We start from the raw sequence: 25,872 nt of genomic DNA on the forward strand, positions 1-25,872 counted from the left end.
TGGACATACAAAAATCCCTCCATAATCATCAGATGAATTATTGCATTTCATCTGACAACCACAAAGGGATTATCGCAAGATCAAATGGTCTCGGCGATTTTTTTATTTATGAAATTTTAGCAACCTTACCTTCATCAGGTTCACGTAGCTGGTCCGCATATGCATTAATTTTACGTAAGCGGTGATTAACTCCCGATTTAGAAATTGGTCCACCTGGTACTAATTCGCCAAGCTCTTTTAGACTAATTTCTTGATGTGCCAATCTTGTTTCAGCAATTTCTCGTAATTTATCAGGTAAATTACCAAGTCCGACCGTCTCATCAATAAACTTAATGTTTTCAATTTGTTTATTGGATGCGTTGGCAACTTTATCCATATTAGCATTTTCGCAGTTTACCAAGCGATTAACTGAATTACGCATGTCCCGAACAATGCGGACATCTTCAAATTTAAGCATCGCATTAGTAGCTCCAATTAATGACAGAAAATCAGCAATTTTTTCTGCCTCTTTCAGATAAACAATGAACCCACTACGCCGATTTGTGACTCGTGCATTCAAATTATACTTATTCATCATTTCAGCAATCATTGCGTTATGTTCCTCATACAATGAGTAGATTTCCAAATGATAACGCGATGTCTCAGGATTATTTACCGATCCGCCTGCTAAAAAGGCCCCGCGTAAATAAGAACGAATCATTCCATCATTGCTCAATAACTCAATTGGTACCTGCTCTTTAATTTGTAAGTCCTGCAAAATACCGAGATCAGATAAAATTGCTTGAGCTTCACCACGTAGTCGCACGATGTATAAATTGTTCTTCTTTAGCTTCATTTTTCGGCGGACAACTAACTCACTTTCAGCCTGATAAAAATCCTTCAGTAATTGATAGATGCGCCGAGCAATGGCTGGGTTTTCAGTTTGAACATTGAGTACTAATTGATGATTAGCAATATTCAACGTCCCATTCATTCGAATTAACGCCATTAGTTCAGCTTTAGCATTATCTAAATGAACTTGTAATCCCGTTAATTCTTTTTTGACCTCACTGGCATAAGACATTGATATCACTCCTTTCTAGTCACGTGCTTGCTGCAAACGATTCATTAACTCAGCGACTACCTTGTCACTGTCATGAAAAGCACCATTATCTTTTAACTGCAAAAAATTCGTTGAAATAACCCTAGCACCCTGTTCTCTGAGTCCGGCAAAATCGTGTTGTACAGGCTGAGATAATTCATTCCATCGTTGAAAATCCATGTAATCATTTGGTACTGGTTGTGAATTTACTAAAACAGTATCAACAAAATTCTGACCTAAATGTCGATTTAATATTCGCACATGATCAGCATCTGTAAATTGATCTGTTTCTCCTTTTTGAGTCATAATATTACAAATATAAATTACTTCAGCAGATGTTGCACAAACCGCTGCGCCAACATTTTCAATCATCAAATTAGGCAAAATACTTGTGAATAAACTACCGGGACCTAGAACAATCTGGTCAGCATTCATAATTGCATCAATCACTTCCGGCACGGCTTTGGTTGCATGACCATCTTGATAATTTGACGGGGTTACCCACACACGCTTAATTGCCTTGTGAGCAGCCGTAATTTCAGATTCACCTTTTAGCTTAGTACCATCCTTAAATTCAGCATTAAGTACCAGTGGCTCATTGGCGGCTGGATAAACGTGCCCATTAACCTGCATCATCTCTGACAATTCTTGAACTGCTTCAAAAATACCAGATTTCATTTCTGCTAGCGCAGCAATAATTAAGTTACCAATTGCATGTCCTGCAAAGAATTGATCGGAACTGTCAAACCGATATTGAAAAATATCCAATTGTAATTCTGGCCATTGAGACAGGGCAACTAAGACGTTTCGAATATCACCAGGCGGTACAACATTGATATAGTTACGCAAGATCCCTGAAGAACCACCATCATCTGCTACCGTCACAATTGCTGTAATATCTACATCTTTATTGCGCAAGCCCTTTAAAATAACTGGTAGGCCGGTACCACCACCGATCACCACAATTTTAGGACGTCGCTTTTTTAATTGTGCACTCATGATCGATTGGTGATCTCCTTTCGCTTTTCAATATCACGATGGCTGACATTGACAACATAATCTTTCCCAATATCTTTTGAGAGGCGGTTAGCGATTGCAACAGATCGGTGTTGTCCACCGGTACATCCAATTGCAATTGTTAGGCTGGTCTTTCCTTCTTTTTCATATCCCGGTAAAATCGTCGTTAGTAACGAATAAAAATGACTATAGAATTGCTCAGTTAATGGTTGCTTCATTACATAGTCACTGACTGCCCTATCATTACCTGTTAATGGTTTAAGTTCCTCAATGTAGAACGGATTGGGCAAAAAGCGTACGTCCATCACGATATCAGCATCTAGCGGCAACCCATATTTAAAACCAAACGACATCACTTCAACATAAAAAGTAGTTTGTTGGTCGATATTAAAGTAGTCAGCTAATCGATGACGTAATTGACGCGGCGATAAATCTGATGTATCAACAGTCAAATTAGCAATACTTTTGATTTCACTAAGTAGTTTTCTCTCCCGATCGATTCCAGCCATAACACGACCTTGAGGTGCCAGTGGATGTGCTCGTCTAGTTTCTTTGTACCGTGAGACTAATTCTTCATCAGTTGCATCCAAAAACAACAACTGTGTGTTAACATCCGCCCGCTTGCGTAATTCATCAATTGCCGGCATCACTAAATCATAGAACCCACGTGACCGTAAATCAACTACTAGTGCTACTTTGTCAGTTCCCTCAGACTCTTCAATGATATCTAGAAATCGTGATAATAAATTAGGGAGCATGTTATCGACAACAAAAAAGCCTAAATCTTCAAAGCTTTGAATCGCAACGGTCTTACCAGCACCGCTCATCCCAGTAATAATCACAACCTGTAACTTTTTTTTCAAGGTATGACCTCCAAATGTCTATCCAAAGAAACTAGTCTTTAACATTGTAACATACCGGGCGTGTCATTCAAAATAAAGAGTGCGAGTAGCCACGGGTAAGAGTCGGAGTGTAACGGGAGAAAGGCACTCATGATTCGGTTATTGAATCATGAGTGCCTTTCTCATGTTACATGTAGACTCTTGTGGTTGCGAACCCGTTTCAGCAATCAAAATTATGGCACTCCAACACACACCTATTTAATTAATTCCTTAGCCCGCGCCAAGTTTTGTTTAATTTGTGAAAATCCAGTTCCACCAAGTGATTGTCGCCGTTCAACTGCAACTTTACTTTGTAAGTCATGATAAATATCATCTTCAATCAATGGGGATATTTTTTTATACTCACTTAACGGAATATTTTGCAGTGTCGTTCCTGTTTCTAATCCTTGTAAGACAAGTTTACCAACAATTTCATGAGCCTGACGAAATGGAATTCCCTTGCTAGCCAGATAATCTGCTAATTCAGTTGCATTAGAAAAATCATTTGTCGTTGCCTCAGCCATTTTTTCTTTATTTACATGAGATGTCTTCAGCATTTCTGTAAAGACTTTGATGCTAGGCAAAATGGTTTTAACCGCATCAAAAACGCCTTCTTTATCTTCTTGCAAATCTTTGTTGTAAGCTAATGGCAGTGACTTCATCACAGTTAATAGCCCAATTAAATCACCAAAAACACGGCCACTTTTACCACGAATTAGCTCAGCCATATCAGGATTTTTCTTTTGCGGCATGATTGAACTTCCAGTAGAAAATTTATCTGAAAGTTCTAAGTAATTAAACTCATACGTACACCACAAAATGATCTCCTCACAAAACCGTGACAGATGCATCATTAAAATTGAAGCATTACTTAGAAATTCTAATGCAAAATCGCGGTCAGAAACCGCATCCAAGCTATTGTGATAAACATCATCAAAACCTAACTCTTCAGCTGAATACTGACGATCAATTGGAAATGTAGTCCCAGCCAAGGCGGCCGCACCTAGTGGTGAAATATTAGTATGCTTTAAATTAAATTCAAACCGTTCCACATCCCGCTGAAACATTTCGAAGTATGCCAGTAAATAATGTGCATATGAAATTGGCTGTGCATGCTGCATGTGCGTGTACCCTGGCATGATTGTCTCAACATTATCTTCAGCCATGGCAATAATAACTGTCTGCAAATGTTTTAATTCGGCAATCACTTCTGGAATTCGATTTTTGACGTACAGATGAAAATCGGTGGCCACTTGATCGTTACGACTACGTGCTGTGTGTAATTTACCTGCCACTGGTCCAATTTCATCAGTCAACAACTTTTCTAAGTTAAGATGAATGTCTTCATTTTCAACTGTAAACTTAAGCTGCCCTTGCTCAAGTTTATTAGCTAATTTGGTCAAACCAGCAATGATTTGATCAGCATCTTGTGCCGGCAAAATTGCTGTTTTTTTAAGCATTTTGACATGTGCTAGCGAACCTTGGATGTCCTCATGGGCCAACTCTTGGTCAAATGAAATTGAGGCCCCAAACTCATCGACCCAGTGTGCCCCTGTTTGTGTAAAACGACCACCCCATAATTTTGCCGTACTCATTTATTGAATGCCATCCTTTGCTTTATTAACTTTATCTTGGACCTGTGCATAAACTTGGGTTGGCAAGCCCCATAATTTAATGAACCCGACTGCGGCTTGTTGATCAAATTCGTCAGCAGAAGTGTAAGTTGCCAAATTTTTGTTGTACAGTGAATTTTCGGATTTACGTCCTTGAGTAATCACATTACCTTTAAACAATTTCAATCTAATCGTGCCGTTCACAACTTTTTGAGTTTCTTTCAAAAAGGCAATCATGGCATTCATTAAGGGTGAAAACCATAATGCATTATAGATCGTGTCTGCCAGTTTTTGTTCAATCAATGGTTTGAAGTGTGCCAACTCGCGTTCAAAAGTCAAATCTTCCAGCGCTTTATGTGCCTTCATCAATACTGTTGCGGCAGGTGCTTCATAAACCTCACGTGACTTAATCCCTACCAATCGATTTTCAATATGATCAATTCGACCAATTCCGTGCTTACCGGCGATTGCTTCCACCTTTGAAATCAATTCTGCTAGCGAATACTGTGTCCCATTTAAAGCTACTGGTACCCCTTGAACAAAATCAATCGTTAGTTCCTCTGGTTCATTTGGTGTATTTTCAATTGGATTGGTGAGATCAAACGCATCTTCTGGAGCAGCCGTCCATGGATCTTCTAGCACCCCTGCTTCATTAGCACGCCCCCATAAATTTTGATCAATTGAATAGGGACTGTCTAAATCAATTGGAATCGGAACATCATGCTTTTTGGCATAATCAATTTCTTCCTCGCGTGACATATGCCAATCACGGATTGGAGCTTCAATTTTAATTTGTGGAGCCAAGGCATGAATGGCCACTTCAAACCGAACTTGGTCATTCCCCTTACCAGTACAACCGTGCGCGATCGCTGAGGCACCCTCTTGTTTTGCAATTTCAACTAACTTCTTTGCGATTAGTGGTCGCGATAACGCAGAAAGTAAAGGATAAATGCCTTCATACAATGCATGTCCTTGCAATGCAACCAATGCGTATTCATTAGCAAACTCTTCTCTAGCATCAATGACAAACGCTTTAGCTGCGCCAACTTTTAACGCCTTATCATGAACAAAATTAAGATCCTTACCCTGCTCACCAACATCAATACAAACCGCAATGACATCATAACCTTTATTTTTCAACCATGGAATCGCTACTGATGTATCTAATCCACCTGAGTATGCCAACACAATTTTCTCATTTGCCATGCCACTATTCCTCCACATCTTGTTTTACTATGTCCTAACATTAGCATGGAATATATCATTTTTCAAGTATTTATGCATTTTTTTCTTTAATTAATGATTTTTATTCATAAAAACGTGATATTTGGTGGGGTAAATGTATAAAATTCATTTTGCATCTAAATTTTTTATGCAATTAATGTAATACTTGGTTGAATAGTAATTCAACTGGACTAAACGTGTAAACAACCGCAGGTGCACATTGTGTAATAAAAATAACCCTAGACAATTCATAGCTCGAATCGTCTAGGGTTATTTTTATTACACAACGCCATCTATCCGTGGTCGTTTACATTCTAAACCTCCACGCGCTTAAATGGATCAGATGAAATTTTTTCGGATAGGATCTTTTTGGCCCATTCCTGTGCTGAGAACAACGAGTGATCACGATAGTTACCACAACTATCAATCGTTGTTCCAGGAACATCAGACCATTCTGCAGTGCTAATGAACTCTAATGAAGACTTCAAAGCCTTTGCTACTTCAGTAGTATCATGTTCGCCCCACATAATTAAATGAAAACCAGTTCGGCAGCCGAATGGTGAACAGTCAATCACGCCATCCATACGATCACGCAATAATCCAGCTAACATATGTTCAATTGTATGCAAACCAGCTGTTGGAATAGCATTTACATTTGGTTGCACCAATCGTAAATCAAAATTAGAGATTTTGTCTCCGTTAGGGCCTTCTTCAACCGTAATTAATCTGACATATGGTGCCAATACCTTTGTATGATCCAACTGAAAACTTTCAATCTTTGCCAAGTAAATCACTCCTTCTTTTAATTACCTTTACTATACAATTTTGAAACTAAAGTGCAAGTTCAGGTCGTGAGTAATCATAATATTATGTTGTTGATGAATAAATCAAAACTACTTGCCTTCAATACGACTAGCATCACGTTCTAGTACCGGTTTTAGATATTGACCAGTATAGCTTTCTTTAACCTCTGCAATCTGTTCTGGAGTTCCAGTAGCAACTATTTCTCCACCACCAGCACCACCTTCAGGTCCCAAATCGATCAACCAATCTGCCGTTTTAATTACATCAAGATTATGCTCAATCACCAAAACAGTATTACCAGCATCAACTAGTCGTTGTAGAACTCCCAATAACCGTTTAATATCATCGGTGTGTAACCCGGTTGTCGGTTCATCTAGAATATAAAAACTTTTTCCACTCGACTGCTTGTGCAACTCTGACGCTAACTTCATTCGTTGGGCCTCACCACCAGATAGCGTTGTTGCCGGTTGTCCCATTTTGACATAACCTAGCCCGACATCAACAATGGTTTGCAATTTTCGGGCAATCTTTGGAATTGCTTCAAAAAATTCCAGTGCTTCACCAACTGTCATCTCTAGTACGTCCGCAATACTTTTACCCTTATATTGAACTTCTAGTGTTTCAGAGTTATACCGCTTACCATGACAAACTTCACAGGGAACATAAACATCTGGCAAAAAGTTCATTTCAATTTTTAAAATACCATCGCCATGACAGGCTTCACAACGACCACCTTTAATATTAAAGCTAAACCTTCCCTTTTGGTAACCACGCAATTTGGCCTCATTGGTTTGGGCAAATAAGCCACGAATATCATCAAAAACACCGGTGTAGGTTGCAGGGTTACTTCGCGGTGTCCGTCCAATTGGTGCCTGATCAATATTGATTATCTTTTCAATATTTTTAACACCACGAACCGACTTATACTTTCCTGGCTTTTCAGAATTGTGATTTAGTTTTTGTGCCAGTACACGCTTCAAAATTGAATTAACTAACGTTGATTTACCAGAGCCAGAAACTCCAGTAACCCCGACAAATTTGCCAAGTGGAAAATCAACCGTTAAATCTTTTAAATTGTTTTCACTTGCACCGGTAATGGTAATTTTTTTACCGTTACCAGTTCGTCTGCTAGTTGGCACTGGAACAAATTTTTTGCCAGCTAAATATTGTCCAGTTAACGACTTAGCTGAACGTTCAACCTGTTTAGGTGTCCCGGCAGCCATGACTTCACCACCGTATTCACCTGCACCAGGTCCAATATCAACCAAATAATCTGCGGCACGCATCGTATCCTCATCATGCTCAACAATAATTAATGTATTCCCTAAATCACGCATTTTTTTGAGCGATGCAATCAACCGATCGTTGTCTCGTTGGTGCAATCCAATCGAAGGTTCGTCTAAAATATACATAACACCTGAAAGATTGGATCCAATTTGAGTTGCCAGTCTGATTCGTTGTGCTTCACCACCAGATAAGGTTCTGGCAGAACGACTCAACGTTAAATAATCCAGTCCAACATTCTGCAAAAACGTTAATCGATCAACAATTTCTTTGATAATTGGACGGGCAATAGTTTCACTTTGTTCAGACAAATGAAGCTGCTTGAAAAATGGAATTTCATCGCTAACTGGTTTTTCTGATACTTCACCAATGTGTAAATGGTCTACTTTAACACTTAACGCTTGCCGATTTAACCGGTAACCATGACATGTTTGGCAAGTTAGCTCTGTCATATATTTGCGCATTTGGTCACGAGTAAAGTCTGAGTTGGTCTCACGATAACGACGCTCAACATTGTTCAAAACACCTTCAAATTCAACATCAACATCGCGCACACCACCAAAATCATTTTCATAATGGAAATGAAATTTATGCGCACCGTTACCGTTTAAAATCATTTTTTGTTGTTTAGCAGGTAACTTCTCAAATGGAGTATCCATGTCGATTCCATTTTGTGTTGCAAATTGCTCCAGCAGCTCAGGATAATACTGAGAAGAAATAGGATTCCATGGAATAATTGCACCTTTTCGTAATGTGACACTACGATCTGGGATGACTAAATCTTCATCAACTTCTAGTTTAATCCCAAGGCCTTCACATTCAGGACAAGCGCCCAATGGTGCATTGAAAGAAAAGAGACGTGGTTCCATCTCACCAACTGTAAAGCCACAGACGGGACAGGCGTATTGTTCTGAAAAAGCTATTTGATCTCCACCAATAATATCTGCTGTAGCATAACCGTCGCTTAACCGTAATGCAGCCTCAAATGAATCAAATAAACGTGATCTAATGCCGTCTTTAACCACAATTCGATCTACAACAATATTGATAGAATGGTTTTGATTTTTATTTAGTTCTGGCACGTCATCAATATCGTAGGTTTCATCGTCCACTTGGACACGCACAAAGCCCTCACGTTTGATTTTTTCAAACGTCTTTTTTTGACCACCTTTTTTATTTCTAACAATTGGTGATAAGATCTGCAACTTAGTGCGCTCTTCCAACCCTAAAATACGGTCCACCATCTGTTCTGGCGATTGACTTGAGATTGGTGTGCCATCATTTGGACAAATTGGAGTTCCTACTCGCGCCCATAAAAGTCGTAAATAATCATTAATTTCGGTGACCGTTCCAACTGTTGAACGCGGATTTTTTGAAGTTGTTTTTTGATCAATCGAAATTGCGGGCGAGAGGCCATCAATGGAGTCGACATCCGGCTTATCCATCTGTCCTAAAAATTGCCGTGCATAGGCTGACAAACTTTCAACGTAACGCCGTTGCCCTTCAGCATAAAGTGTATCAAAAGCTAGTGAACTTTTCCCGGATCCAGATAGACCCGTTACCACAACTAACTTATTTTTTGGAATGGTTACATCAATATTTTTAAGGTTATGCGCACGAGCACCGTGAATTACAATTTTGTCGTTTGCCAATTAACTTTCCTCCTAGTTACCGAACCTGATTTTCTTTATTCAATCTGTGCCTTTAATTCTAACACTGTATCTCTCAACGTAGCAGCTTGTTCAAAGTCTAATCGCTTAGCAGCAGCCCTCATTTGTTCTTCCAGCTGATTTAACATTGCTTTTTGATCATCCTTAGCCATATCTGCAAAATCTTGCTGCGTGAAATCATCTTTTTGACCACTATCATCTGCTTCTTTGGTTACACTAATTAAATCACGAATATCCTTTTTAATTGTATGTGGCGTAATATGATGATCTTCATTATATTTAGCCTGAATTTCACGACGACGCTTAGTTTCATCCATTGCAGCCTTCATTGATTCTGTTACCGTATCTGCATACATTATAACGGCTCCATTTTCATTTCGGGCAGCCCGGCCGATTGTTTGAATTAACGACCGCTCATTACGAAGAAAACCTTCCTTATCAGCATCCAAAATTGCAACCAATGAAACTTCTGGTACGTCAATTCCTTCTCGCAACAGATTAATTCCAACTAAGACATCAAACTTACCTAAACGTAGATCACGAATTATCTGAGTTCGTTCCAACGTTTTGATATCACTGTGAAGATATTTGACCTTTAAACCTAAATCCTTTAAATAATCACTTAAATCTTCTGACATTTTTTTAGTCAAAGTTGTTACAAATACTCGTTCGTTACGTTCAACTCGTTTATTTATTTCCCCAACCAAATCATCTATTTGTCCCATTACTGGACGAACTTCAACAGTTGGATCTAACAAACCAGTCGGGCGAATAATTTGTTGGACAACGTGATCAGTTTGATCATATTCATATGGTCCTGGTGTTGCCGACATGTAAACAACTTGGTTAACATGTGTTTCAAATTCTTCCAGTTTTAATGGTCGGTTATCAAGCGCACTTGGCAAACGAAACCCATAATCAACCAACATTTGTTTCCTTGAACGGTCACCCTTATACATTCCGCGAACCTGTGGCATTGTTTGATGTGATTCGTCAACAACCAGTAAAAAATCTTTTGGAAAGAAATCAAGTAGTGTGTACGGTGGTTCACCAGGTTTGCGACCGTCCATATGTCGAGAATAATTTTCAATTCCAGACGTATAACCCATTTCTTTTAACATTTCAATATCATAAGTGGTTCGCTGTTTTAAACGTTGAGCTTCCAGCAGCTTGCCAGCATCATTTAATACCTTTAGACGGTCATCTAGTTCATCTGAAATTCCTTGGATGGCAGTTGTCATAATATCATCGTTAGTCATGAAATGAGTAGCCGGAAAAATTGACACATGGTCTCGATCGCCCACAACTTCACCCGTCAGAGAATCTACTTCGCGAATGCGATCAATTTCATCCCCAAAAAACTCAATTCTTAATGCTCGTTCGTCGCGCGATGCCGGAAAAATTTCAACCACGTCACCATGCACACGAAAACGACCACGTTGAAAATCAATATCATTTCGTTCGAATTGAATATCCACCAAATCACGTAACAATTGGTTTCGTTCAATTTCCATTCCTACTCGCAATGATAAAACATGATCTTGATATTCACGCGGATCACCCAAACCAAAGATACTAGAAACAGACGCCACCACAATCACATCGTTACGTTCAAGGAGCGAACTAGTGGTTGAGTGCCGTAACTTATCAATTTCATCATTAATAGCTGAATCTTTTTCAATATAGGTATCACTGGACGGAACATATGCTTCCGGCTGATAATAATCATAGTAGCTAACAAAATACTCGACAGCATTGTTGGGGAAAAATTCTTTGAATTCTCCATATAACTGACCTGCCAGTGTTTTATTATGCGACAAAATTAACGTTGGTTTATTAACATTTTTAATCACGTTTGAAATTGTAAAAGTTTTACCTGTTCCAGTTGCACCAAGTAAAATCTGGGCTTTCTCACCCGTCTCAATTCCATCAGTTAACTGTTTAATGGCAGCAGGTTGATCCCCTGTTGGTTGATATTTTGAAACTAAATCAAATTTTCTATCCGGTTGTCGATAAATCATAATCCAACCTCCTATATAAAAAAGTGTGAGCTAAGGGGTTTAGACATCCATCAGCTAAGTTACAAATAACAACTAATAAATCGCTCTTTGATCTGTTGATTGTTATTTATACTCAGTTCTAGACATCTGTTGTAGTGAATACGCCTAAGTAATAAACTAGTCAATTCAGTGCATTAACTAAACCTAGCTCTACCTTGGCCATTACATCCAAAAAAAATGGAAAAGCTGACGCCTTTCCACTCATGCGTCCATCAATCTTACCACACGAACATGCATTCGTCTAGTAAGTTGATAGCCTGAACTACATCACTGCTATTATTAGCTTTCACTCCTTATATTGAGCAATGATTTGATTTGAAATCGTAGTTAACTGATTACTCTCGTTAACATTATCAGCCAGCAATTCCGGTAAAATTTCGTTCAAAAAATATTGAACACTTGCCATTTTTTTAAAATCCATCATCGTTCTCAAACTTTCACGATAAATTTCCATATAAACAGGTTCCGGATTGCCCTTTTGTATTTCACCAAATGATTCATACATCAAATCAATTTTATCAGCCACTGACAAAATTTTTCCTTCCAAAGAACTATCTTTGCCCTCACCAAATCGCCGCCGATAGGCTGCCTGAAACTCCTGTGGAATCTCATTATCAATGAAATTGTCAGTCAATGACTGGTCTACCTCCGCCAGCATCGAGCGTAAGGCTGGCGTCGCATATTTAACTGGCGTTTTAATGTCGCCAATGAAGCGTTCAGTATAATCGTGATTAAGAGCTTTCTCGTATAATGAACGCCAGTTAACTTCATTACCAGCATTTTCTTCAATATCACCCAATAGCTGTGCCGCCTGGGCAACTTTAAAACTGTGTGCGGCCACAGTATGTTTTTCAAATTTAAAGTAACCAGGTGCACGATTAATCATTTCTAAATCACTTAAGCTCTTCAAATATTGATGCATTCCCATTGTTGACCCCTCGCTTTTCTTGACAAAAATGCCCAATCCATGACAGAAAGGGCACTTGCATCACTATTTAATAAATTCATTTAATGCAGTTTCAAAATCAGACAATTTTTGGTTTGCCAACTCTAAGCTATCAGCATTGGTTCCAATATAAAACTTCAACTTTGGTTCAGTTCCTGAGGGACGAATGGCAATCCAAGTTTCATCATCTAAAATGTATTTTAAAACGTTAGCTACTGGCAAGTTCATTTTAACAGTTTGGCCAGATGCTTCCGCTTTAGTTTGAGTGCTAAAATCTTCAGTCGCCACAATTGCATGACCAGCAAAATGCGTAGGTGCCTCCTCACGAAACTTCTTCATCAAAGCTTTGATCTGGTCGGCACCATCAATGCCAGCATATGTTTGAGAAATTGTTTTTTCACGGAAGTATCCGTACTGTTTAAACAATTCTTGCAACCCATCATACAGCGTTTTACCCTGACTACGATAATAAGCTGCCACTTCAGCAAGTAACACCAGCGACTGGATAGCATCTTTGTCATGAACAAATGGCTTAACTAGGTAGCCGTAACTTTCTTCAAAACCAAACATGTACGTATGTTCACCAGTAGCTTCAAAATGTTCAATCTGCTGGGCAATATATTTAAAACCAGTTAAAACATTAATCATTTCAACGTTATAACTTGCTGCAATCTTCGTTGCGAATTCTGTTGAAACAATCGACTTAACGACTGCTGCATTGGTCGGCAAATCACCAGCTTGCTTGTGAGCCTCTAAAATATAATGCAATAGCACAGATGCAATTTGGTTACCGGTTAGTAATTGATATTCACCATCGGGTTGACGTACTGCCGTTCCTAGCCGATCTGCATCTGGATCTACGGCTACTAAGACATCAGCGTTCACTTTTTTGCCTAGTTCAATGGCCAGTTTGAATGCTTCTGGGTCCTCAGGATTAGGTTTTTTAACCGTAGAAAACTCTGGATCTGGTTTGGCTTGCTCAGGCACAATCTCATAATTGGTAAAACCAGCGTTTTGGAGTGCCTTTTCCCCCAACATTTGACCCGTTCCATGTAATGGTGTAAAGATTAATTTCATGTCTTTACCCATTTCTTGTGCTAACTTAGGATTAATTGTAACTGTTTTTACCTTTGCCAAGTAATCTTGATCAACATCATCACCGATAATTGTCATGACTTTATCTTTGAGTAACTGAGACTCATCTGCCACTTCAATCTTGAATAAATCAGTTACCTGCCGAACATAACTAGTTATCAGATCAGATTCCTTTGGTGGCATTTGTCCACCATCTTCACCATAAATTTTATAACCATTGTATTCTTTCGGATTATGACTAGCAGTAATCATAATTCCAGCATAGGTATGCAGATGACGAACAGTAAAAGAAAGCTCTGGAGTTGGACGTAAGCCTTCGAAAACAAAAGATTTAATACCATGAGCGCCTAGTACATGCGCAGCTTCATGCGCAAAATCTTGCGAATGGTGGCGCGAATCAAAACTAATTGCCACACCTCGGGACTTGGTGGCGTCATCTAAAGTGTCCATAAACCTTGCTAGACCTTCAGTCGCCTGACGAACAGTATAAATGTTCATTCGATTAATTCCTGGTCCTAATAGGCCACGCATTCCCGCAGTACCAAAGGATAACGGCGCATAAAATGCGTCTTCCAATTGAGACTCATCTACTGTCATTTCCTGTAGTTCATTTTTAAGACTCGTTTCTAATGATGCTTCGTTTAACCACGTTTGATAAGTATCCTTCCAGCTCATCAATGGCATCTCCTTTTCTCAGCTCGATAATTAGTTAATATTTGAACGCGAAAACACCCGCCTAAAACTTCCAATAGATGGTGCAATCTAGAATTGATCCGCTTTCAAACTTCGACTTTTAGTATACCGCACTTCAAACACAGTGTGAACAGACACACTAGAACCATCATCTAGCGATTTAACATAAAAATGGGATCTAGTCAGTTGTGATTAACTGACTAGATCCCATTTTTTAAAACATATAAATCTATCTAAAATAAATTTAAACCATAACCCTAAACCGTTTGTTCTTCACCTTTTAATGACTCAATATAGTTAAAGACCCCTTGTCCAGCAATACCACCATCGCCGACTGCAGTGGTAATTTGACGTAATTTTTTATCACGCACATCACCGATTGCAAAGATTCCGGGAACCTTGGTTTCCATTTGATCGTTAGTTTCAACCCAACCTTGATCATCCAAAATATCTAGATTAGTAAATTGTTCAGTCATTGGTAAGACACCGACATAAATGAACACACCACTAGCATCTAATTCAGTTTCAGCACCAGTTTGGTTATTCTTGATCTTAACGCCACTGACCTTTTGCTCGTCTCCTTGGATTTCTTCAACGTTGCTATTCCAAACAAACTCCATTTTATCGTTTGCAAAGGCTCGATCCTGAATAATCTTTTGTGCACGTAATTGATCTCGGCGATGAACAACGGTAACCTTGTCTGCTAATTGAGTTAAATAAATTCCCTCTTCAATTGCAGAATCACCACCACCGACTACAACAACATGTTTATTCTTAAAGAAGGCGCCATCACAGACCGCGCAGTAGGAAACACCTCGGCCACCATATTCATTTTCACCAGCAGTTCCCAACTTTTTATATTCGGAACCAGTAGCAATAATAATAGCTTTTGTTTCATAAGTTTCCATATCGGTTGTAACTGTCTTTACGACACCGTTATCCTCAATTTTTTCAACAGTCCCATAGGTGTACTCTGCCCCAAACTGAGTGGAACTTTCGTACATCTCTTTTGATAGATCAGGGCCTAAAATTGATTTAAAACCAGGATAATTTTCAATTGCGGCCGTATTATTCATTTGCCCGCCATAGATTCCACGGTCTAACATCAGTACTGATAAATTAGCTCGTGAAGCATATAATGCTGCCGTCATCCCTCCAGGACCGGCTCCAATTACAATTACGTCATATTTTTTGGCCATCAATCAAGCCCTCCTTAACTTACTTACAATTAATGAGTATAAGATACACTGAATTACGTGACTTGTCTAATAATCTGTTTCCAAACACTTCTAAAACTCATCTATGCTTTAAAGATAGTAATAAAAAATTACCGTACCAACATAAATATTGATAAACGGTAATCTAACCATATTCAATTTAAGAATTCTTTTTATCGGTCTCAGTTAACTTAGCTCCTAAATCCTTGATATATTCACGTAACTCATCTTTGACTTGTGGATGCGTTAACCCATATTCAATATTAGTTTGAATCCAGCCGAACTTATTTCCAACGTCATGTCGTTGGCCCTTAAATTCATGGGCGAAAACACGCTGGGTTTTATTAAGTGTATCGATTGCATCTGTTAATTGAACTTCGTTTCCTTTGCCAGGTTTAGTATTTTCTAACACTTTAAAAATTTCTGGTGTTAGTAAATAACGACCAATAATGGCCAAATCACTTGGTGCATCAGCTGGATTAGGTTTTTCAACAAAGTTAGACACGTTATATAATCCTGGTTTAACCTCTTTTGTAGGATTAATAACACCGTATTTAGCCGTATCCTCATGTGGCACTCGCATTACTGCCAATGTTGAGGCTCCAGTTTGCTCATAACTATCCATTAACTGGCGCGTTAATGGCACTTCATCATCCATTAAATCGTCACCGAGCATAACTACAAATGGTTCATCACCAATAAAGGCCTTGGCAGTTAGAACAGCGTCCCCTAAGCCACGAGGATGTGATTGACGAATAAAGTACAAGTTAATATCAGTCGTTTCTTGTACCATCTTCAACATTTCATCCTTGTGCTTTTCAATTAAATTGTTTTCAAGCTCTGGGTTGGAGTCAAAGTGGTCCTCAATCGAACGTTTACTCTTTCCATCAACAACAACAATGTCTTCAATTCCAGATTTACGCGCCTCTTCCACAATAAATTGAATGGTTGGCTTATCAACAATTGGTAACATTTCCTTTGCCAATGCTTTTGTAGCAGGTAAAAATCGTGTCCCTAAGCCAGCAGCAGGAATAACTGCTTTTTTAACTTTTTTCATGTTCAAAAATTTCCTTTCATTTTCTCTCATAATACTCCAAGTGGTATTTTACCACATTTATTCTAGCTCTGAAGTAACTTCTCGTTGCATTAAGCCTTCAATGGCTACCTTGACGTCTTTATGCTCATACAAAACTTGATAAATTGATTCTGTAATTGGCATTTTAACGTTGCGCTGTTGACTAAGCTCGTACGCTGCTTTAGTAGTGTACACACCTTCTATTACCATGCCCATATTTGCCATGACATCATCAAGTGACTTACCTTGACCCAATTCATTACCAGCACGCCAATTACGAGAATTAACGCTAGTGGCTGTGACAATCAAATCACCAACACCGGAGAGTCCAATGAACGTAAACGGATTAGCACCAAACGCAACTCCCAGTCTTCTAATTTCAGTCAACCCACGAGTAATTAATGCTGCCTTAGCATTATCATGATAACCTAGTCCATTAATAATTCCAGCGCCAATTGCAATAATATTTTTTAATGCAGCGCCAAATTCAGCCCCAATTACATCATCATTGGTGTACACCCGGAAATAATCGTTACTAAACAAATTCTGCACATGCTGCGCACTCAGTAAATTTGTACTAGCTGCCGTTACAGAAGTTAAATCGTGACGAGCAACGTCTTCTGCATGACTAGGGCCTGACAAAACTACAATTGCTTGGCGATTTGCTGACTTGATTTCTTCAGTTAACATCTCAGAGGGGCGCTTATATGTGTTTTGCTCTAATCCTTTTGTTGCATGAACAATCAAAGGTTGCTGCCCAAGATCAGCTAGCAGCTGACCTAATTTACCGCCAACTTCTCGTAACCCTTTTGTTGGAATAACAATTAAGATAACTTGTGCACCATCCACTGCTGCACGCATATCAGTAGTAGCTGTTAGTTCATTTTCAAATTTAAAATCAGCAATATATTTAGGATTTTCATGGCGCGTATTTAAAATCTGTACCTGTTCCTCATTATGGGACCATAAACGAACATCATGACCATTTTCAGCCAATAAATTTGCTAAGATACTACCCCATGATCCTGCACCTAATACTGCAATTTTTTCTTTCATCAAAATTAGAACTCCCTTCATAACTCAGACATCATTTTGTTGCTTTAGTTTCCAAATACCATGGATACTGACGATGACGACGAATAATTATGAGAACGATTGCACCAACAAACAAAATAACAGATAGTACTTGTGACACTCTAATCGTATTACCAATCATTAAACTATCCGTGCGCATCCCCTCAATGACAAACCGACCGGCAGAATACCACAGTAAATAACTTAAAAAGACTTCTCCCTGGCGAAATAAATGATGCCTGTGTCGGAGGCCAAATAAGATGAGAAAACCAAGTAAGTCCCAACATGATTCGTAGAGAAATGTCGGTGTTCGATAAGCCCCATTGATATACATTTGGTTAATAATGAACGCTGGTAAGTGTAAATCCTGTAGAAAGGCTAAACTGGTAATCTTACCAAAAGCCTCCTGATTCATAAAATTACCCCAGCGACCAATTGCTTGCGCTAAAATAACTGTAGGCGCTACCACATCTAACATCGTCCAAATGGAGATAAATCGTGAACGACAAAACAACCACATAACGAGTAGTGCACCAATTAACGAGCCATAAATTGCGATGCCACCATCCCAAACTGCCACTATTTCTGCGGGATGTTGAGAATAATACCCCCACTCAAAGATCACATAATATGCCCGCGCAAAAATAATAGCTACTGGAAGAGCCCAAAGAATGTAATCATAAAAGTTATCAGATTCAATCCCAACTCTTTGTCCTTCGCGAACTGATAAAATGAGCGCTATAATCACTGCACTAGCAATAATCACGCCATACCAATGGATCTGAATTGGACCTAATTTGAGCGCAATCGGGTCGATTGCTGTACCTAAAAACTGCCAAAATTGCATTTTAAATTAATCCTTTCTTGAATTTTCTTTAATTAGTCGATTCAAGTTTGCGTCAAACACTTCAGTTGCATCATAGCCCATTGATTGAGCTCGGAAGTTCATTGCCGCTGCCTCAATAATAATAGCTAAATTACGACCAGTTTTAACTGGAATCGAAACCTTAGGGACTTCAACATCGAGAATCTGTTGTGTATCCCCACGATCACCCAAACGATCAAACTGTGAATCTGGTGACCAAGTTTCAAGGTGCACAATCAAGTCAACATCATCTTCTTGCATCACCGCACCAGCACCATAGAGATTCATTACATCAATAATCCCGATGCCGCGAATTTCCATTAAATGTTCCAAAATAACAGGAGCAGATCCCACCAATGTTTGTTCATCTTGCGCATAAACTTCAACTCGGTCATCAGCTACTAATCGATGGCCACGTCGAACCAGCTCAAGCGCTGTTTCACTTTTACCAACCCCGGAGTCACCAGTAATGAGCACACCAACTCCATTAATATCAACCAAGACACCATGGACAGATTGACGCTGAGCTAACTGACCACTGAGGTAAAACGTCATATTACTAAGTACTCGTGATGAAGTTAATTTGGTTCCCAAAATTGGGATACTAGTTTCTTTTGCAGCCTGTTTTAATTCATCAGGTACGGGTAAATCGGTTGAAACTACAAACGTTGGGGTTTCCGGCGCACACATCTTTCGCATCACCATTAATAACTCATCATGCGTCATATTTTTAGCGAATGACGTTTCTGTAATACCAAGTAACTGTACCCGTGCAGCGGGATAATATTTAAAATATCCAGTTAATTCAAGTCCCGGTCGTGAAATATCACTAGTTGTAACCGGGCGATCCAAGAAATCTTTCCCTTGGAGGACTTTTAACCGTACGTTTTTCACTAAATCTGAAACCTTAACTTCATCTGCCACAATAACATCCCTCCAACTGGCCTAAATTTAACCACGACGACTAACAAAATGACTGGAAATAATTGCATTACATACTGACACAATGATTGCCACTAGTATTGACATACCAAATGATGAAAAATGAAAGTTATCTGAACCCACAAAATATGAGGTTAACTGCAGCATTACCGCATTCAACACAATACTAAACAGCCCTAATGTCAAAATCGTAATTGGCAATGAGAAAACAAATAATATTGGCTTGACCAGCGCATTCAAGATTGATAATACCAGACTGGCCGCAAACGCCATCCAGATATTAGACACATAGAAAGCCCCACTTTGTGAGAAAAAGCCAGCAATTGCAACGAACAACAGCGTGTTAATTAAAATTCGTGTCCAAAATCCCATTAGCAATTTACCCCTTACTTATCTTCATCATGTTCATCAACATCATGAATCACTTTGCGTCCCTGATTTGAATTTTTCGGTGGTGTTTGGTCCTGATTGTTAAAAAACATTCCAGTCCAGCTAGGTTTATTAGGATCAGCCGGCATGATCACAGCTAAAAGAATATAAACCAAAATTCCTGGAAACCCTGAGCTTAACAGTGAGATGATCACAAAACCAACCCGAATATAATTCGAATTAACACCAAAATATGAACCAAATCCGCCCATTACACCAGCAATAATTCTATCTGATGACGATCGTGTCAATTGTTTTTTCTGCTTAGATCTCATTGCACCATTCCACCTTCTTGTTTATTAGGTTAATCTTACTGTTTTCAAGTAGTAAAGGCAACTAAAAAAGTGTGTGCAGAGACGTTCAAATGTCTAGAGTTAAAGCAAAAAAGAGATCAGCATCCTAAATCAGGATTCTAATCTCTTTTTTAAACAAGAATATGATTACTTACAACACATTCTAGTTACCACTTTCTAGTTTTTCAGCTTCTTTATCAATAGTTGCAAAACCAGACACCTTATTTTTAGGCTTTGGATTCTTAGCACGTTGTTCTTCAGCTTTTTCGATCAGGGCTTTGCGCGCTTCTTTACTTAGTTTAGCCATCACGATCACCTCTTTTAACTGCCAATTTGTTAGCAGTTATGGATTTTAGTTCGAGCGTAAATATTGGAAACAGATTAAAACATGTTCCTACACTCTAATCCTATTATAGTGCTAATCTAATTAAATAACACACTCAATTTGTTAATTATCATCTACAGTTGTTACTGGCTTTAATTCAACAATCTCACCTGTGCGACGGTAAATAATCCATTCGCCAATATTTAACGCGCACTCACAAATTTGCTCTAAAGCATTGGCAACTGTGATATAAGGTAATATCCGTTCTATTTGGTCACTATTTTGCTTCATTGCGTCCACACATGCCTCATAGATTTTAACATGTTGGGCATTAGCTTCAACCGCTAACTGACTACCAGTTTGAGCAAAATGCCAATCTTTTTTTACATAGGCCGTTAACATGTCACGCATCAGTTTTTCGATAAATTTACTGAACTGCTCAATTAAAGTTAACACCGGCTGTAAATAGGCATCACGTTGTAACTGTAGGCTAGCTAATGCAATATCTCGAGCATGATCGCCAGCATGTTCGAGATCAGAAACAGCTTTTAAAATCGTCACTACTTCACGTAAATCACTTGTAATGGGTTGGTGCAGTGCAATAATTTCAAACGCTTTTTGCTCTAGTTGCATTTCACGGTCGTTAATTTGATGGTCCTGAGTCACGATTTCTTTTGCTGAACGTTCATCACCGACAACCATTGCTCGACCCGCTGCACCAATTTTATTGGCCACCAGCACACCCATTTCTGTGAACTGAGCGTCTAATTTTGCCAGTTCTTGATCAATTAATCGTTCCATGTTTTGCCTCCTCTGTCATAGAGTGTTAATTCAACCGATTAGATTCCGTGGGCTAAGTGAATTAACACGTTTCAAAATTCCAAATCACATCATCAGCCAAACCGGCCAGTAATAAAATCTCGAGTCTGTTCATGCTCGGGATTCATAAAAATTTGTTTAGTACTAGCAGCCTCAATCAAGTCCCCTTGCAAGAAAAAAGCTGTCCTATCTGCAATTCTTGCAGCTTGTTGTAAATTGTGTGTCACTGTGATGATAGTATATTGTTCTTTTAATTGTAGCAGGGTTGCTTCAATTTGACGACTAGAATGTGGATCCAACGCACTTGTTGGCTCGTCTAGTAGCAAAACATCTGGTGAAACTGCTAAGGCCCTTGCGATGCAAATTCGTTGTTGTTGACCGCCAGATAGTGCTAATGCGTTTTGATCCAACTTATCTTTGACTTCGTCCCAAATCGCAGCCTGTTTTAAAGCAGTTTGAACAGCCTCATCCAATTTTGCTTTATCACGAACTCCCGCGACTCTTAAGCCAAAGACAACATTATCATAAATGGACATTGGGAACGGATTCGGCTGTTGAAAAACCATCCCAATGTGTTTACGCAGTTCTACCACATCTGTATTTTCACCGTAAATATCAGTGTCATGTAATTTAAATTCGCCAGAAATATTAACCCCATCAATTTGATCATTCATCCGGTTTAAGCAACGTAAGTATGTTGATTTACCACAGCCAGAAGGTCCAATGAGCGCAGTTATTTCATGTTCATTAAATGCTAGGTCAATTCCATGCAAAGCTTCAAAGTCTCCATAGCTAAGCTTAACATTTTTGGTTGTTAAAATTTGTTTTTCCATTGAATCCTCCCTCCTTAACCAAAGTCACCAGAGATATATTCATTGGTTAGTGCGACTTTTGGTTGTGTAAACATATCTTTAGTGTCATTAAATTCAATAACTGTTCCTTGTGAAAAGTGAGCCGTGTAATCACTAATTCGTGCTGCTTGTGGCAAGTTATGTGTCACAATTACAATTGTATAATGTTCCTTTAAGTTGATTAATGTTTCTTCTAATTGAGCCGTCGAAATTGGATCAAGGGCACTCGCAGGTTCATCCAGTAGTAGAATATCCGGTTGTAATGCAATGGCTCGGGCAATACAAAGTCGTTGAGCCTGCCCACCAGATAATGCTAAGGCGCTTTTATTAAGTTTATCCTTAACCTCATCCCATAAGGCAGCCTGTTTCAAAGCTGTCTCTACCCGTTCCTTCAATTGCTTTTTGTCAGTTATGCCATGACGCTCAAGCGCAAACGTGATATTTTCATAAATTGATTTTGGAAACGGATTGGGACGTTGAAATACCATCCCAATCTGTCGTCGCATCGCATAAACATCAATTTGCTTAGTATTCAAATCTAAATCACGATACCAAATCTGACCTTGCACATTAGCAATTCCATCGTTCATTCGGTTTAATGACCGTAAAAAAGTTGATTTACCAGAGCCTGACGCTCCAATTAGTGCAGTAATTTTAAATCGCGGAATTTGCAAATCGGCAGCTGAAATTGCCTCATAATCTCCATAGAATATTTTTAATTGTTTTGTTTCCAGCGCAATTTCTTGGTCTGAATTAAATTGTAAAATATACCGATCCTTTGTTTCCATCACGCTACCTCCACTTTTAAGCAGCTGTTAGGCACTTGTACAATGCTCGCCCAAGCCAACGTGCTAGTAAATTAAATAATAGCACCACGATAATCAACACAGCTGCTGAACCAGCCGAAACAGCCGTTGCATCTGGCATAATGCCTTCAGAATTAATTTTCCAAATATGGACTGCCAATGTTTCAGCTGGTCGCATTGGGTTAATCGGACTATCAATATTAAATGGATTCCAATTAGCAAAATTTAACGCTGGTGCGCTTTGTCCCGCAGTGTAAATTAATGCGGCAGCTTCGCCAAACACTCTACCAGCGCTCAAGATAACTCCCGAAACGATACTTGGCACTGCAGCAGGTAAAATAATTTTTGTTACTGTCTCCCATTTTGAGATCCCCAGCGCTAAGCCACCATTACGTTGGTCATTGCTTATCGCTTTTAGTGAACCTTCAATGCTTCGTGTTAACAATGGTAAATTAAACACCGTCAACGCCAGTGCCCCTGATAAAATTGAAAAACTAAGATTAAGTTGGACTACAAATAACAAGAAACCAAAAAGACCTACAACTACAGATGGCAAAGAGCTCAGAATTTCAATCATTGTTCTAACCGCATTAGTGATCATGCCGGGTTTAGCATACTCATTCAAATAGATGCTTGCACCCAGTGCAATTGGCAAGGAAATTAGCATTGTTAGAATGAGTAAATACAGTGAATTGAACAATTGAATGCCAATCCCACCACCAGAACTAAAAGCTTTGGAAGGAGAAGTTAAAAACGACCAACTTAATTGGGGTAATCCACGAATAATAATGAATCCTAACAACAGAACCAAAATTAAGATTACGATTCCCGCGATGGTATAGAGTAATCCGGTTGCTATTTTATCGTTTCTTTTAGCGTTCATCGTTTCATCGCCCCCCGTCTAGCGATTAAATGAATCGCCAAGTTAAATGCTAAGGACATTAATAGTAAAATTAGTGCTAAGGACCATAATGCATCATTTTGGACTGTCCCCATCACTGTATTTCCGATACCAGTGGTCAAGACACTGGTTAGCGTTGAAGCAGGTGCTACCAAACTATATGGCATTAATGTGGCATTCCCGACCACCATCTGAACAGCTAATGCTTCACCAAATGCTCGCGCCATTCCAAATACAATTGCGGTCAAAATTCCTGGTGTTGCGGACCGCAGCACAACTTTATAGATTGTCTGCCATCTGGTTGCCCCTAATGCTAGTGACGCAGACCGATAATCTTTAGGAACTGAGGACAACGAATCAACTGTCATCGAAGTGATCGTTGGTAGCACCATCACAAACAAAACAAATGTCCCTGATAAGATTCCAAATCCACTCCCGCCAAATACAGTCCTAATTGCGGGCACGACAACTGTTAAACCAATAAATCCATAAACTACAGAAGGGATTCCTACCAATAATTCCAGCACTGGTTGGAGAATCCTAGTTCCCGTTTTGGGCGTAATATCAGTCATCATCAGTGCGGTCCCAATAGCAAACGGAATTGCCAAAACAGTTGCTAAAATTGTGATTAAAAATGACCCTGCAATCATCGGCAATGCCCCAACTAATGGTGCTCCATTTTTACTAACACTCGGATTCCACTCTGTTCCTGTCAAAAATTTAATGATAGAAACATGGTCGCTAGTAAATGTCATTAAGCCACGATATGCAATAAAGCCAAAAATGGCAACCACAACCAAACAGATTCCACCGAGACACGTTAAGCTAATTATTTTACCACGGCGTTCAAGCTTACTGGCTCTGGACGTCGTTAAAATGCTTTCTCTAATTTTATCCATGTCATTTCTCCTTTGTAAAAAAGATTAGTCATTTTTATTCCAGGCGTTCAACTTTCATATCTGTAACTGGAATGTATCCTAGTTGCGGTACTAGCTTATCTTGCACATGCTTTGAAAGTACAAATTTAATGAACTTATCAGTATCTTCATCTGACTTTTTTTGAGTGTACATATGTTCATAGGACCAAATTTTCCACTTGTTGGTTTTCACATTATTATTAGTTGGTTTTACGCCATTTAACGTTGGCATAACCACTGACTTATCAGCATAGGAAAACGAAACATAGCTAATTGCTCCTGGAGTAGTTGCCACAATTTGACGCGCCGTTCCTGACGAATCTTGCTCTTGCGATGCAATACTACGTTCATTGTCTAGCGCCCACTTTTCAAACGTAATTCTAGTCCCACTTCCTTGAGTTCGATTGACAATTACTATCTTCTGATTGCGACCGCCAATGTCTTGCCAATTAGTGATTTTACCAGTGAAAATATCTTTTAACTGTTGACTTGTCAAAGCGCTGATTCCAGCATTCTTGTTAATAATTGGTGTAATGCCAATCACAGCAACCCGATTATCAACCAGTTTAGCTTCATTAATTCCAGTCTGCTCACTGGCAAATAGATCGGAATTTCCAATTGAAACTGCTCCTTCTTGGATTTGGCTAAGACCAGTCCCTGAGCCACCACCTTGAACATTGACAAAAACACCAGGATTATCTTTGCTAAACTCTTCACCAGCAGCTTCAACTAATGGCTGCAATGCCGTTGATCCAACCGCCGTAATAGATGTCCCTTGTTTATTTTGATCCCGATTAATATATGCAAATCCAAGCAAAACGATCACAATTGCGAATAATACCAGTATCCACTTTTTTTTCATGGCATTTTCTCCCTTGTTCCTTAACTACTACCTATCTGTACTCATAGTCTATCAATCGAACGTAAATCCAACGTAGTCGAAATGTAAAAGTTGTGTAAAAAAGCATTTGATATACATCTACTTTGATA

At 39.1% G+C, this 25,872-nt stretch carries 24 protein-coding genes; all 24 read right to left on the reverse strand.

Annotated elements, in window-relative coordinates:
* Positions 1 to 106 precede the first annotated feature (106 nt).
* Complete coding sequence (gene whiA / locus FFM51_RS01565; protein ID WP_137596914.1) at positions 107 to 1,063, reverse strand: DNA-binding protein WhiA; 957 nt, start codon at positions 1,061 to 1,063, stop codon at positions 107 to 109.
* A 15-nt stretch (positions 1,064 to 1,078) separates the two neighbouring features.
* The gene (locus FFM51_RS01570) at positions 1,079 to 2,080 is read right to left on the reverse strand and encodes a gluconeogenesis factor YvcK family protein (RefSeq protein WP_137596915.1); all 1,002 of its coding nucleotides are present in this window, start codon (positions 2,078 to 2,080) and stop codon (positions 1,079 to 1,081) included.
* Positions 2,077 to 2,961: an RNase adapter RapZ gene (gene rapZ / locus FFM51_RS01575; protein ID WP_137596916.1), complete on the reverse strand. Its 885-nt coding sequence runs from the start codon at positions 2,959 to 2,961 to the stop codon at positions 2,077 to 2,079. Before rapZ ends, FFM51_RS01570 begins: the two co-directional genes overlap by 4 nt.
* Before the next feature lie 233 nt (positions 2,962 to 3,194).
* Positions 3,195 to 4,574, reverse strand: coding sequence for an argininosuccinate lyase (gene argH, locus FFM51_RS01580; protein ID WP_137596917.1), 1,380 nt, complete (start codon positions 4,572 to 4,574; stop codon positions 3,195 to 3,197).
* Positions 4,575 to 5,798 (reverse strand): argininosuccinate synthase, encoded by a 1,224-nt coding sequence (locus tag FFM51_RS01585; protein ID WP_137596918.1) that lies wholly within the window; start codon positions 5,796 to 5,798, stop codon positions 4,575 to 4,577.
* A gap of 332 nt (positions 5,799 to 6,130) precedes the next feature.
* Positions 6,131 to 6,601, reverse strand: a complete 471-nt coding sequence (locus tag FFM51_RS01590) for an S-ribosylhomocysteine lyase (protein WP_137596919.1) — start codon at positions 6,599 to 6,601, stop codon at positions 6,131 to 6,133.
* 108 nt (positions 6,602 to 6,709) lie between these two features.
* Positions 6,710 to 9,556, reverse strand: a complete 2,847-nt coding sequence (gene uvrA, locus FFM51_RS01595) for an excinuclease ABC subunit UvrA (protein ID WP_137596920.1) — start codon at positions 9,554 to 9,556, stop codon at positions 6,710 to 6,712.
* A 35-nt stretch (positions 9,557 to 9,591) separates the two neighbouring features.
* Positions 9,592 to 11,595 (reverse strand): excinuclease ABC subunit UvrB, encoded by a 2,004-nt coding sequence (gene uvrB / locus FFM51_RS01600; protein ID WP_137596921.1) that lies wholly within the window; start codon positions 11,593 to 11,595, stop codon positions 9,592 to 9,594.
* A 325-nt stretch (positions 11,596 to 11,920) separates the two neighbouring features.
* The gene (locus tag FFM51_RS01605) at positions 11,921 to 12,562 is read right to left on the reverse strand and encodes a YfbR-like 5'-deoxynucleotidase (protein ID WP_137596922.1); all 642 of its coding nucleotides are present in this window, start codon (positions 12,560 to 12,562) and stop codon (positions 11,921 to 11,923) included.
* A 63-nt stretch (positions 12,563 to 12,625) separates the two neighbouring features.
* Complete coding sequence (locus FFM51_RS01610; protein ID WP_137596923.1) at positions 12,626 to 14,350, reverse strand: phospho-sugar mutase; 1,725 nt, start codon at positions 14,348 to 14,350, stop codon at positions 12,626 to 12,628.
* 275 nt (positions 14,351 to 14,625) lie between these two features.
* Complete coding sequence (trxB, locus tag FFM51_RS01615) at positions 14,626 to 15,567, reverse strand: thioredoxin-disulfide reductase (RefSeq protein WP_137596924.1); 942 nt, start codon at positions 15,565 to 15,567, stop codon at positions 14,626 to 14,628.
* Positions 15,568 to 15,745: 178 nt separating this feature from the next.
* A complete protein-coding gene (galU, locus tag FFM51_RS01620; RefSeq protein WP_137596925.1) occupies positions 15,746 to 16,642 on the reverse strand; it encodes a UTP--glucose-1-phosphate uridylyltransferase GalU in 897 nt (298 codons plus the stop codon).
* A 57-nt stretch (positions 16,643 to 16,699) separates the two neighbouring features.
* Entirely contained in the window at positions 16,700 to 17,716 is a 1,017-nt protein-coding gene (locus FFM51_RS01625) for an NAD(P)H-dependent glycerol-3-phosphate dehydrogenase (protein WP_137596926.1), read from the reverse strand.
* A gap of 31 nt (positions 17,717 to 17,747) precedes the next feature.
* A complete protein-coding gene (gene lgt / locus FFM51_RS01630; protein WP_137596927.1) occupies positions 17,748 to 18,581 on the reverse strand; it encodes a prolipoprotein diacylglyceryl transferase in 834 nt (277 codons plus the stop codon).
* 6 nt (positions 18,582 to 18,587) lie between these two features.
* Complete coding sequence (gene hprK, locus FFM51_RS01635; RefSeq protein WP_137596928.1) at positions 18,588 to 19,523, reverse strand: HPr(Ser) kinase/phosphatase; 936 nt, start codon at positions 19,521 to 19,523, stop codon at positions 18,588 to 18,590.
* Positions 19,524 to 19,550: 27 nt separating this feature from the next.
* Positions 19,551 to 19,913, reverse strand: a complete 363-nt coding sequence (locus FFM51_RS01640) for a phage holin family protein (protein ID WP_137596929.1) — start codon at positions 19,911 to 19,913, stop codon at positions 19,551 to 19,553.
* Between the two features lie 14 nt (positions 19,914 to 19,927).
* A complete protein-coding gene (locus FFM51_RS01645) occupies positions 19,928 to 20,245 on the reverse strand; it encodes a PspC domain-containing protein (RefSeq protein ID WP_137596930.1) in 318 nt (105 codons plus the stop codon).
* A gap of 181 nt (positions 20,246 to 20,426) precedes the next feature.
* Entirely contained in the window at positions 20,427 to 20,570 is a 144-nt protein-coding gene (locus tag FFM51_RS08745; protein ID WP_170999542.1) for a hypothetical protein, read from the reverse strand.
* Positions 20,571 to 20,711: 141 nt separating this feature from the next.
* Positions 20,712 to 21,389, reverse strand: coding sequence for a phosphate signaling complex protein PhoU (gene phoU, locus FFM51_RS01650; protein ID WP_137596931.1), 678 nt, complete (start codon positions 21,387 to 21,389; stop codon positions 20,712 to 20,714).
* 92 nt (positions 21,390 to 21,481) lie between these two features.
* Positions 21,482 to 22,240, reverse strand: coding sequence for a phosphate ABC transporter ATP-binding protein PstB (gene pstB / locus FFM51_RS01655; protein WP_137596932.1), 759 nt, complete (start codon positions 22,238 to 22,240; stop codon positions 21,482 to 21,484).
* Positions 22,241 to 22,254: 14 nt separating this feature from the next.
* Positions 22,255 to 23,046 (reverse strand): phosphate ABC transporter ATP-binding protein PstB, encoded by a 792-nt coding sequence (pstB, locus tag FFM51_RS01660; RefSeq protein WP_137596933.1) that lies wholly within the window; start codon positions 23,044 to 23,046, stop codon positions 22,255 to 22,257.
* Positions 23,047 to 23,062: 16 nt separating this feature from the next.
* Positions 23,063 to 23,947 carry a phosphate ABC transporter permease PstA gene (gene pstA, locus FFM51_RS01665; protein WP_137596934.1) on the reverse strand — a complete coding sequence of 295 codons (885 nt, stop codon included), beginning with the start codon at positions 23,945 to 23,947 and terminating at the stop codon, positions 23,063 to 23,065.
* Positions 23,944 to 24,864 (reverse strand): phosphate ABC transporter permease subunit PstC, encoded by a 921-nt coding sequence (gene pstC / locus FFM51_RS01670; RefSeq protein ID WP_137596935.1) that lies wholly within the window; start codon positions 24,862 to 24,864, stop codon positions 23,944 to 23,946. The genes pstA and pstC overlap by 4 nt, the downstream gene beginning before the upstream one ends.
* Before the next feature lie 34 nt (positions 24,865 to 24,898).
* A complete protein-coding gene (locus FFM51_RS01675; protein ID WP_137596936.1) occupies positions 24,899 to 25,744 on the reverse strand; it encodes a phosphate ABC transporter substrate-binding protein PstS family protein in 846 nt (281 codons plus the stop codon).
* Positions 25,745 to 25,872: the final 128 nt, after the last annotated feature.

The sequence above is a fragment of the Paucilactobacillus kaifaensis genome, from assembly GCF_005405145.1.
Lineage (GTDB): Bacteria > Bacillota > Bacilli > Lactobacillales > Lactobacillaceae > Paucilactobacillus > Paucilactobacillus kaifaensis.

What these genes read in the sequence shown, in the direction of transcription:
- pstB (WP_137596933.1), bottom strand. Translation starts at nt 23,046, where the DNA reads ATGGAAACAAAGGATCGGTATATTTTACAATTTAATTCAGACCAAGAA.
- pstB (WP_137596932.1), bottom strand. Translation starts at nt 22,240, where the DNA reads ATGGAAAAACAAATTTTAACAACCAAAAATGTTAAGCTTAGCTATGGA.
- FFM51_RS01585 (WP_137596918.1), bottom strand. Translation starts at nt 5,798, where the DNA reads ATGGCAAATGAGAAAATTGTGTTGGCATACTCAGGTGGATTAGATACA.
- FFM51_RS08745 (WP_170999542.1), bottom strand. Translation starts at nt 20,570, where the DNA reads ATGGCTAAACTAAGTAAAGAAGCGCGCAAAGCCCTGATCGAAAAAGCT.
- FFM51_RS01625 (WP_137596926.1), bottom strand. Translation starts at nt 17,716, where the DNA reads ATGAAAGAAAAAATTGCAGTATTAGGTGCAGGATCATGGGGTAGTATC.
- pstA (WP_137596934.1), bottom strand. Translation starts at nt 23,947, where the DNA reads ATGAACGCTAAAAGAAACGATAAAATAGCAACCGGATTACTCTATACC.
- lgt (WP_137596927.1), bottom strand. Translation starts at nt 18,581, where the DNA reads ATGCAATTTTGGCAGTTTTTAGGTACAGCAATCGACCCGATTGCGCTC.
- galU (WP_137596925.1), bottom strand. Translation starts at nt 16,642, where the DNA reads ATGAAAAAAGTTAAAAAAGCAGTTATTCCTGCTGCTGGCTTAGGGACA.
- trxB (WP_137596924.1), bottom strand. Translation starts at nt 15,567, where the DNA reads ATGGCCAAAAAATATGACGTAATTGTAATTGGAGCCGGTCCTGGAGGG.
- whiA (WP_137596914.1), bottom strand. Translation starts at nt 1,063, where the DNA reads ATGTCTTATGCCAGTGAGGTCAAAAAAGAATTAACGGGATTACAAGTT.
- FFM51_RS01645 (WP_137596930.1), bottom strand. Translation starts at nt 20,245, where the DNA reads ATGAGATCTAAGCAGAAAAAACAATTGACACGATCGTCATCAGATAGA.
- phoU (WP_137596931.1), bottom strand. Translation starts at nt 21,389, where the DNA reads ATGGAACGATTAATTGATCAAGAACTGGCAAAATTAGACGCTCAGTTC.
- uvrB (WP_137596921.1), bottom strand. Translation starts at nt 11,595, where the DNA reads ATGATTTATCGACAACCGGATAGAAAATTTGATTTAGTTTCAAAATAT.
- FFM51_RS01675 (WP_137596936.1), bottom strand. Translation starts at nt 25,744, where the DNA reads ATGAAAAAAAAGTGGATACTGGTATTATTCGCAATTGTGATCGTTTTG.
- pstC (WP_137596935.1), bottom strand. Translation starts at nt 24,864, where the DNA reads ATGGATAAAATTAGAGAAAGCATTTTAACGACGTCCAGAGCCAGTAAG.
- argH (WP_137596917.1), bottom strand. Translation starts at nt 4,574, where the DNA reads ATGAGTACGGCAAAATTATGGGGTGGTCGTTTTACACAAACAGGGGCA.
- FFM51_RS01570 (WP_137596915.1), bottom strand. Translation starts at nt 2,080, where the DNA reads ATGAGTGCACAATTAAAAAAGCGACGTCCTAAAATTGTGGTGATCGGT.
- FFM51_RS01610 (WP_137596923.1), bottom strand. Translation starts at nt 14,350, where the DNA reads ATGAGCTGGAAGGATACTTATCAAACGTGGTTAAACGAAGCATCATTA.
- FFM51_RS01605 (WP_137596922.1), bottom strand. Translation starts at nt 12,562, where the DNA reads ATGGGAATGCATCAATATTTGAAGAGCTTAAGTGATTTAGAAATGATT.
- FFM51_RS01640 (WP_137596929.1), bottom strand. Translation starts at nt 19,913, where the DNA reads ATGGGATTTTGGACACGAATTTTAATTAACACGCTGTTGTTCGTTGCA.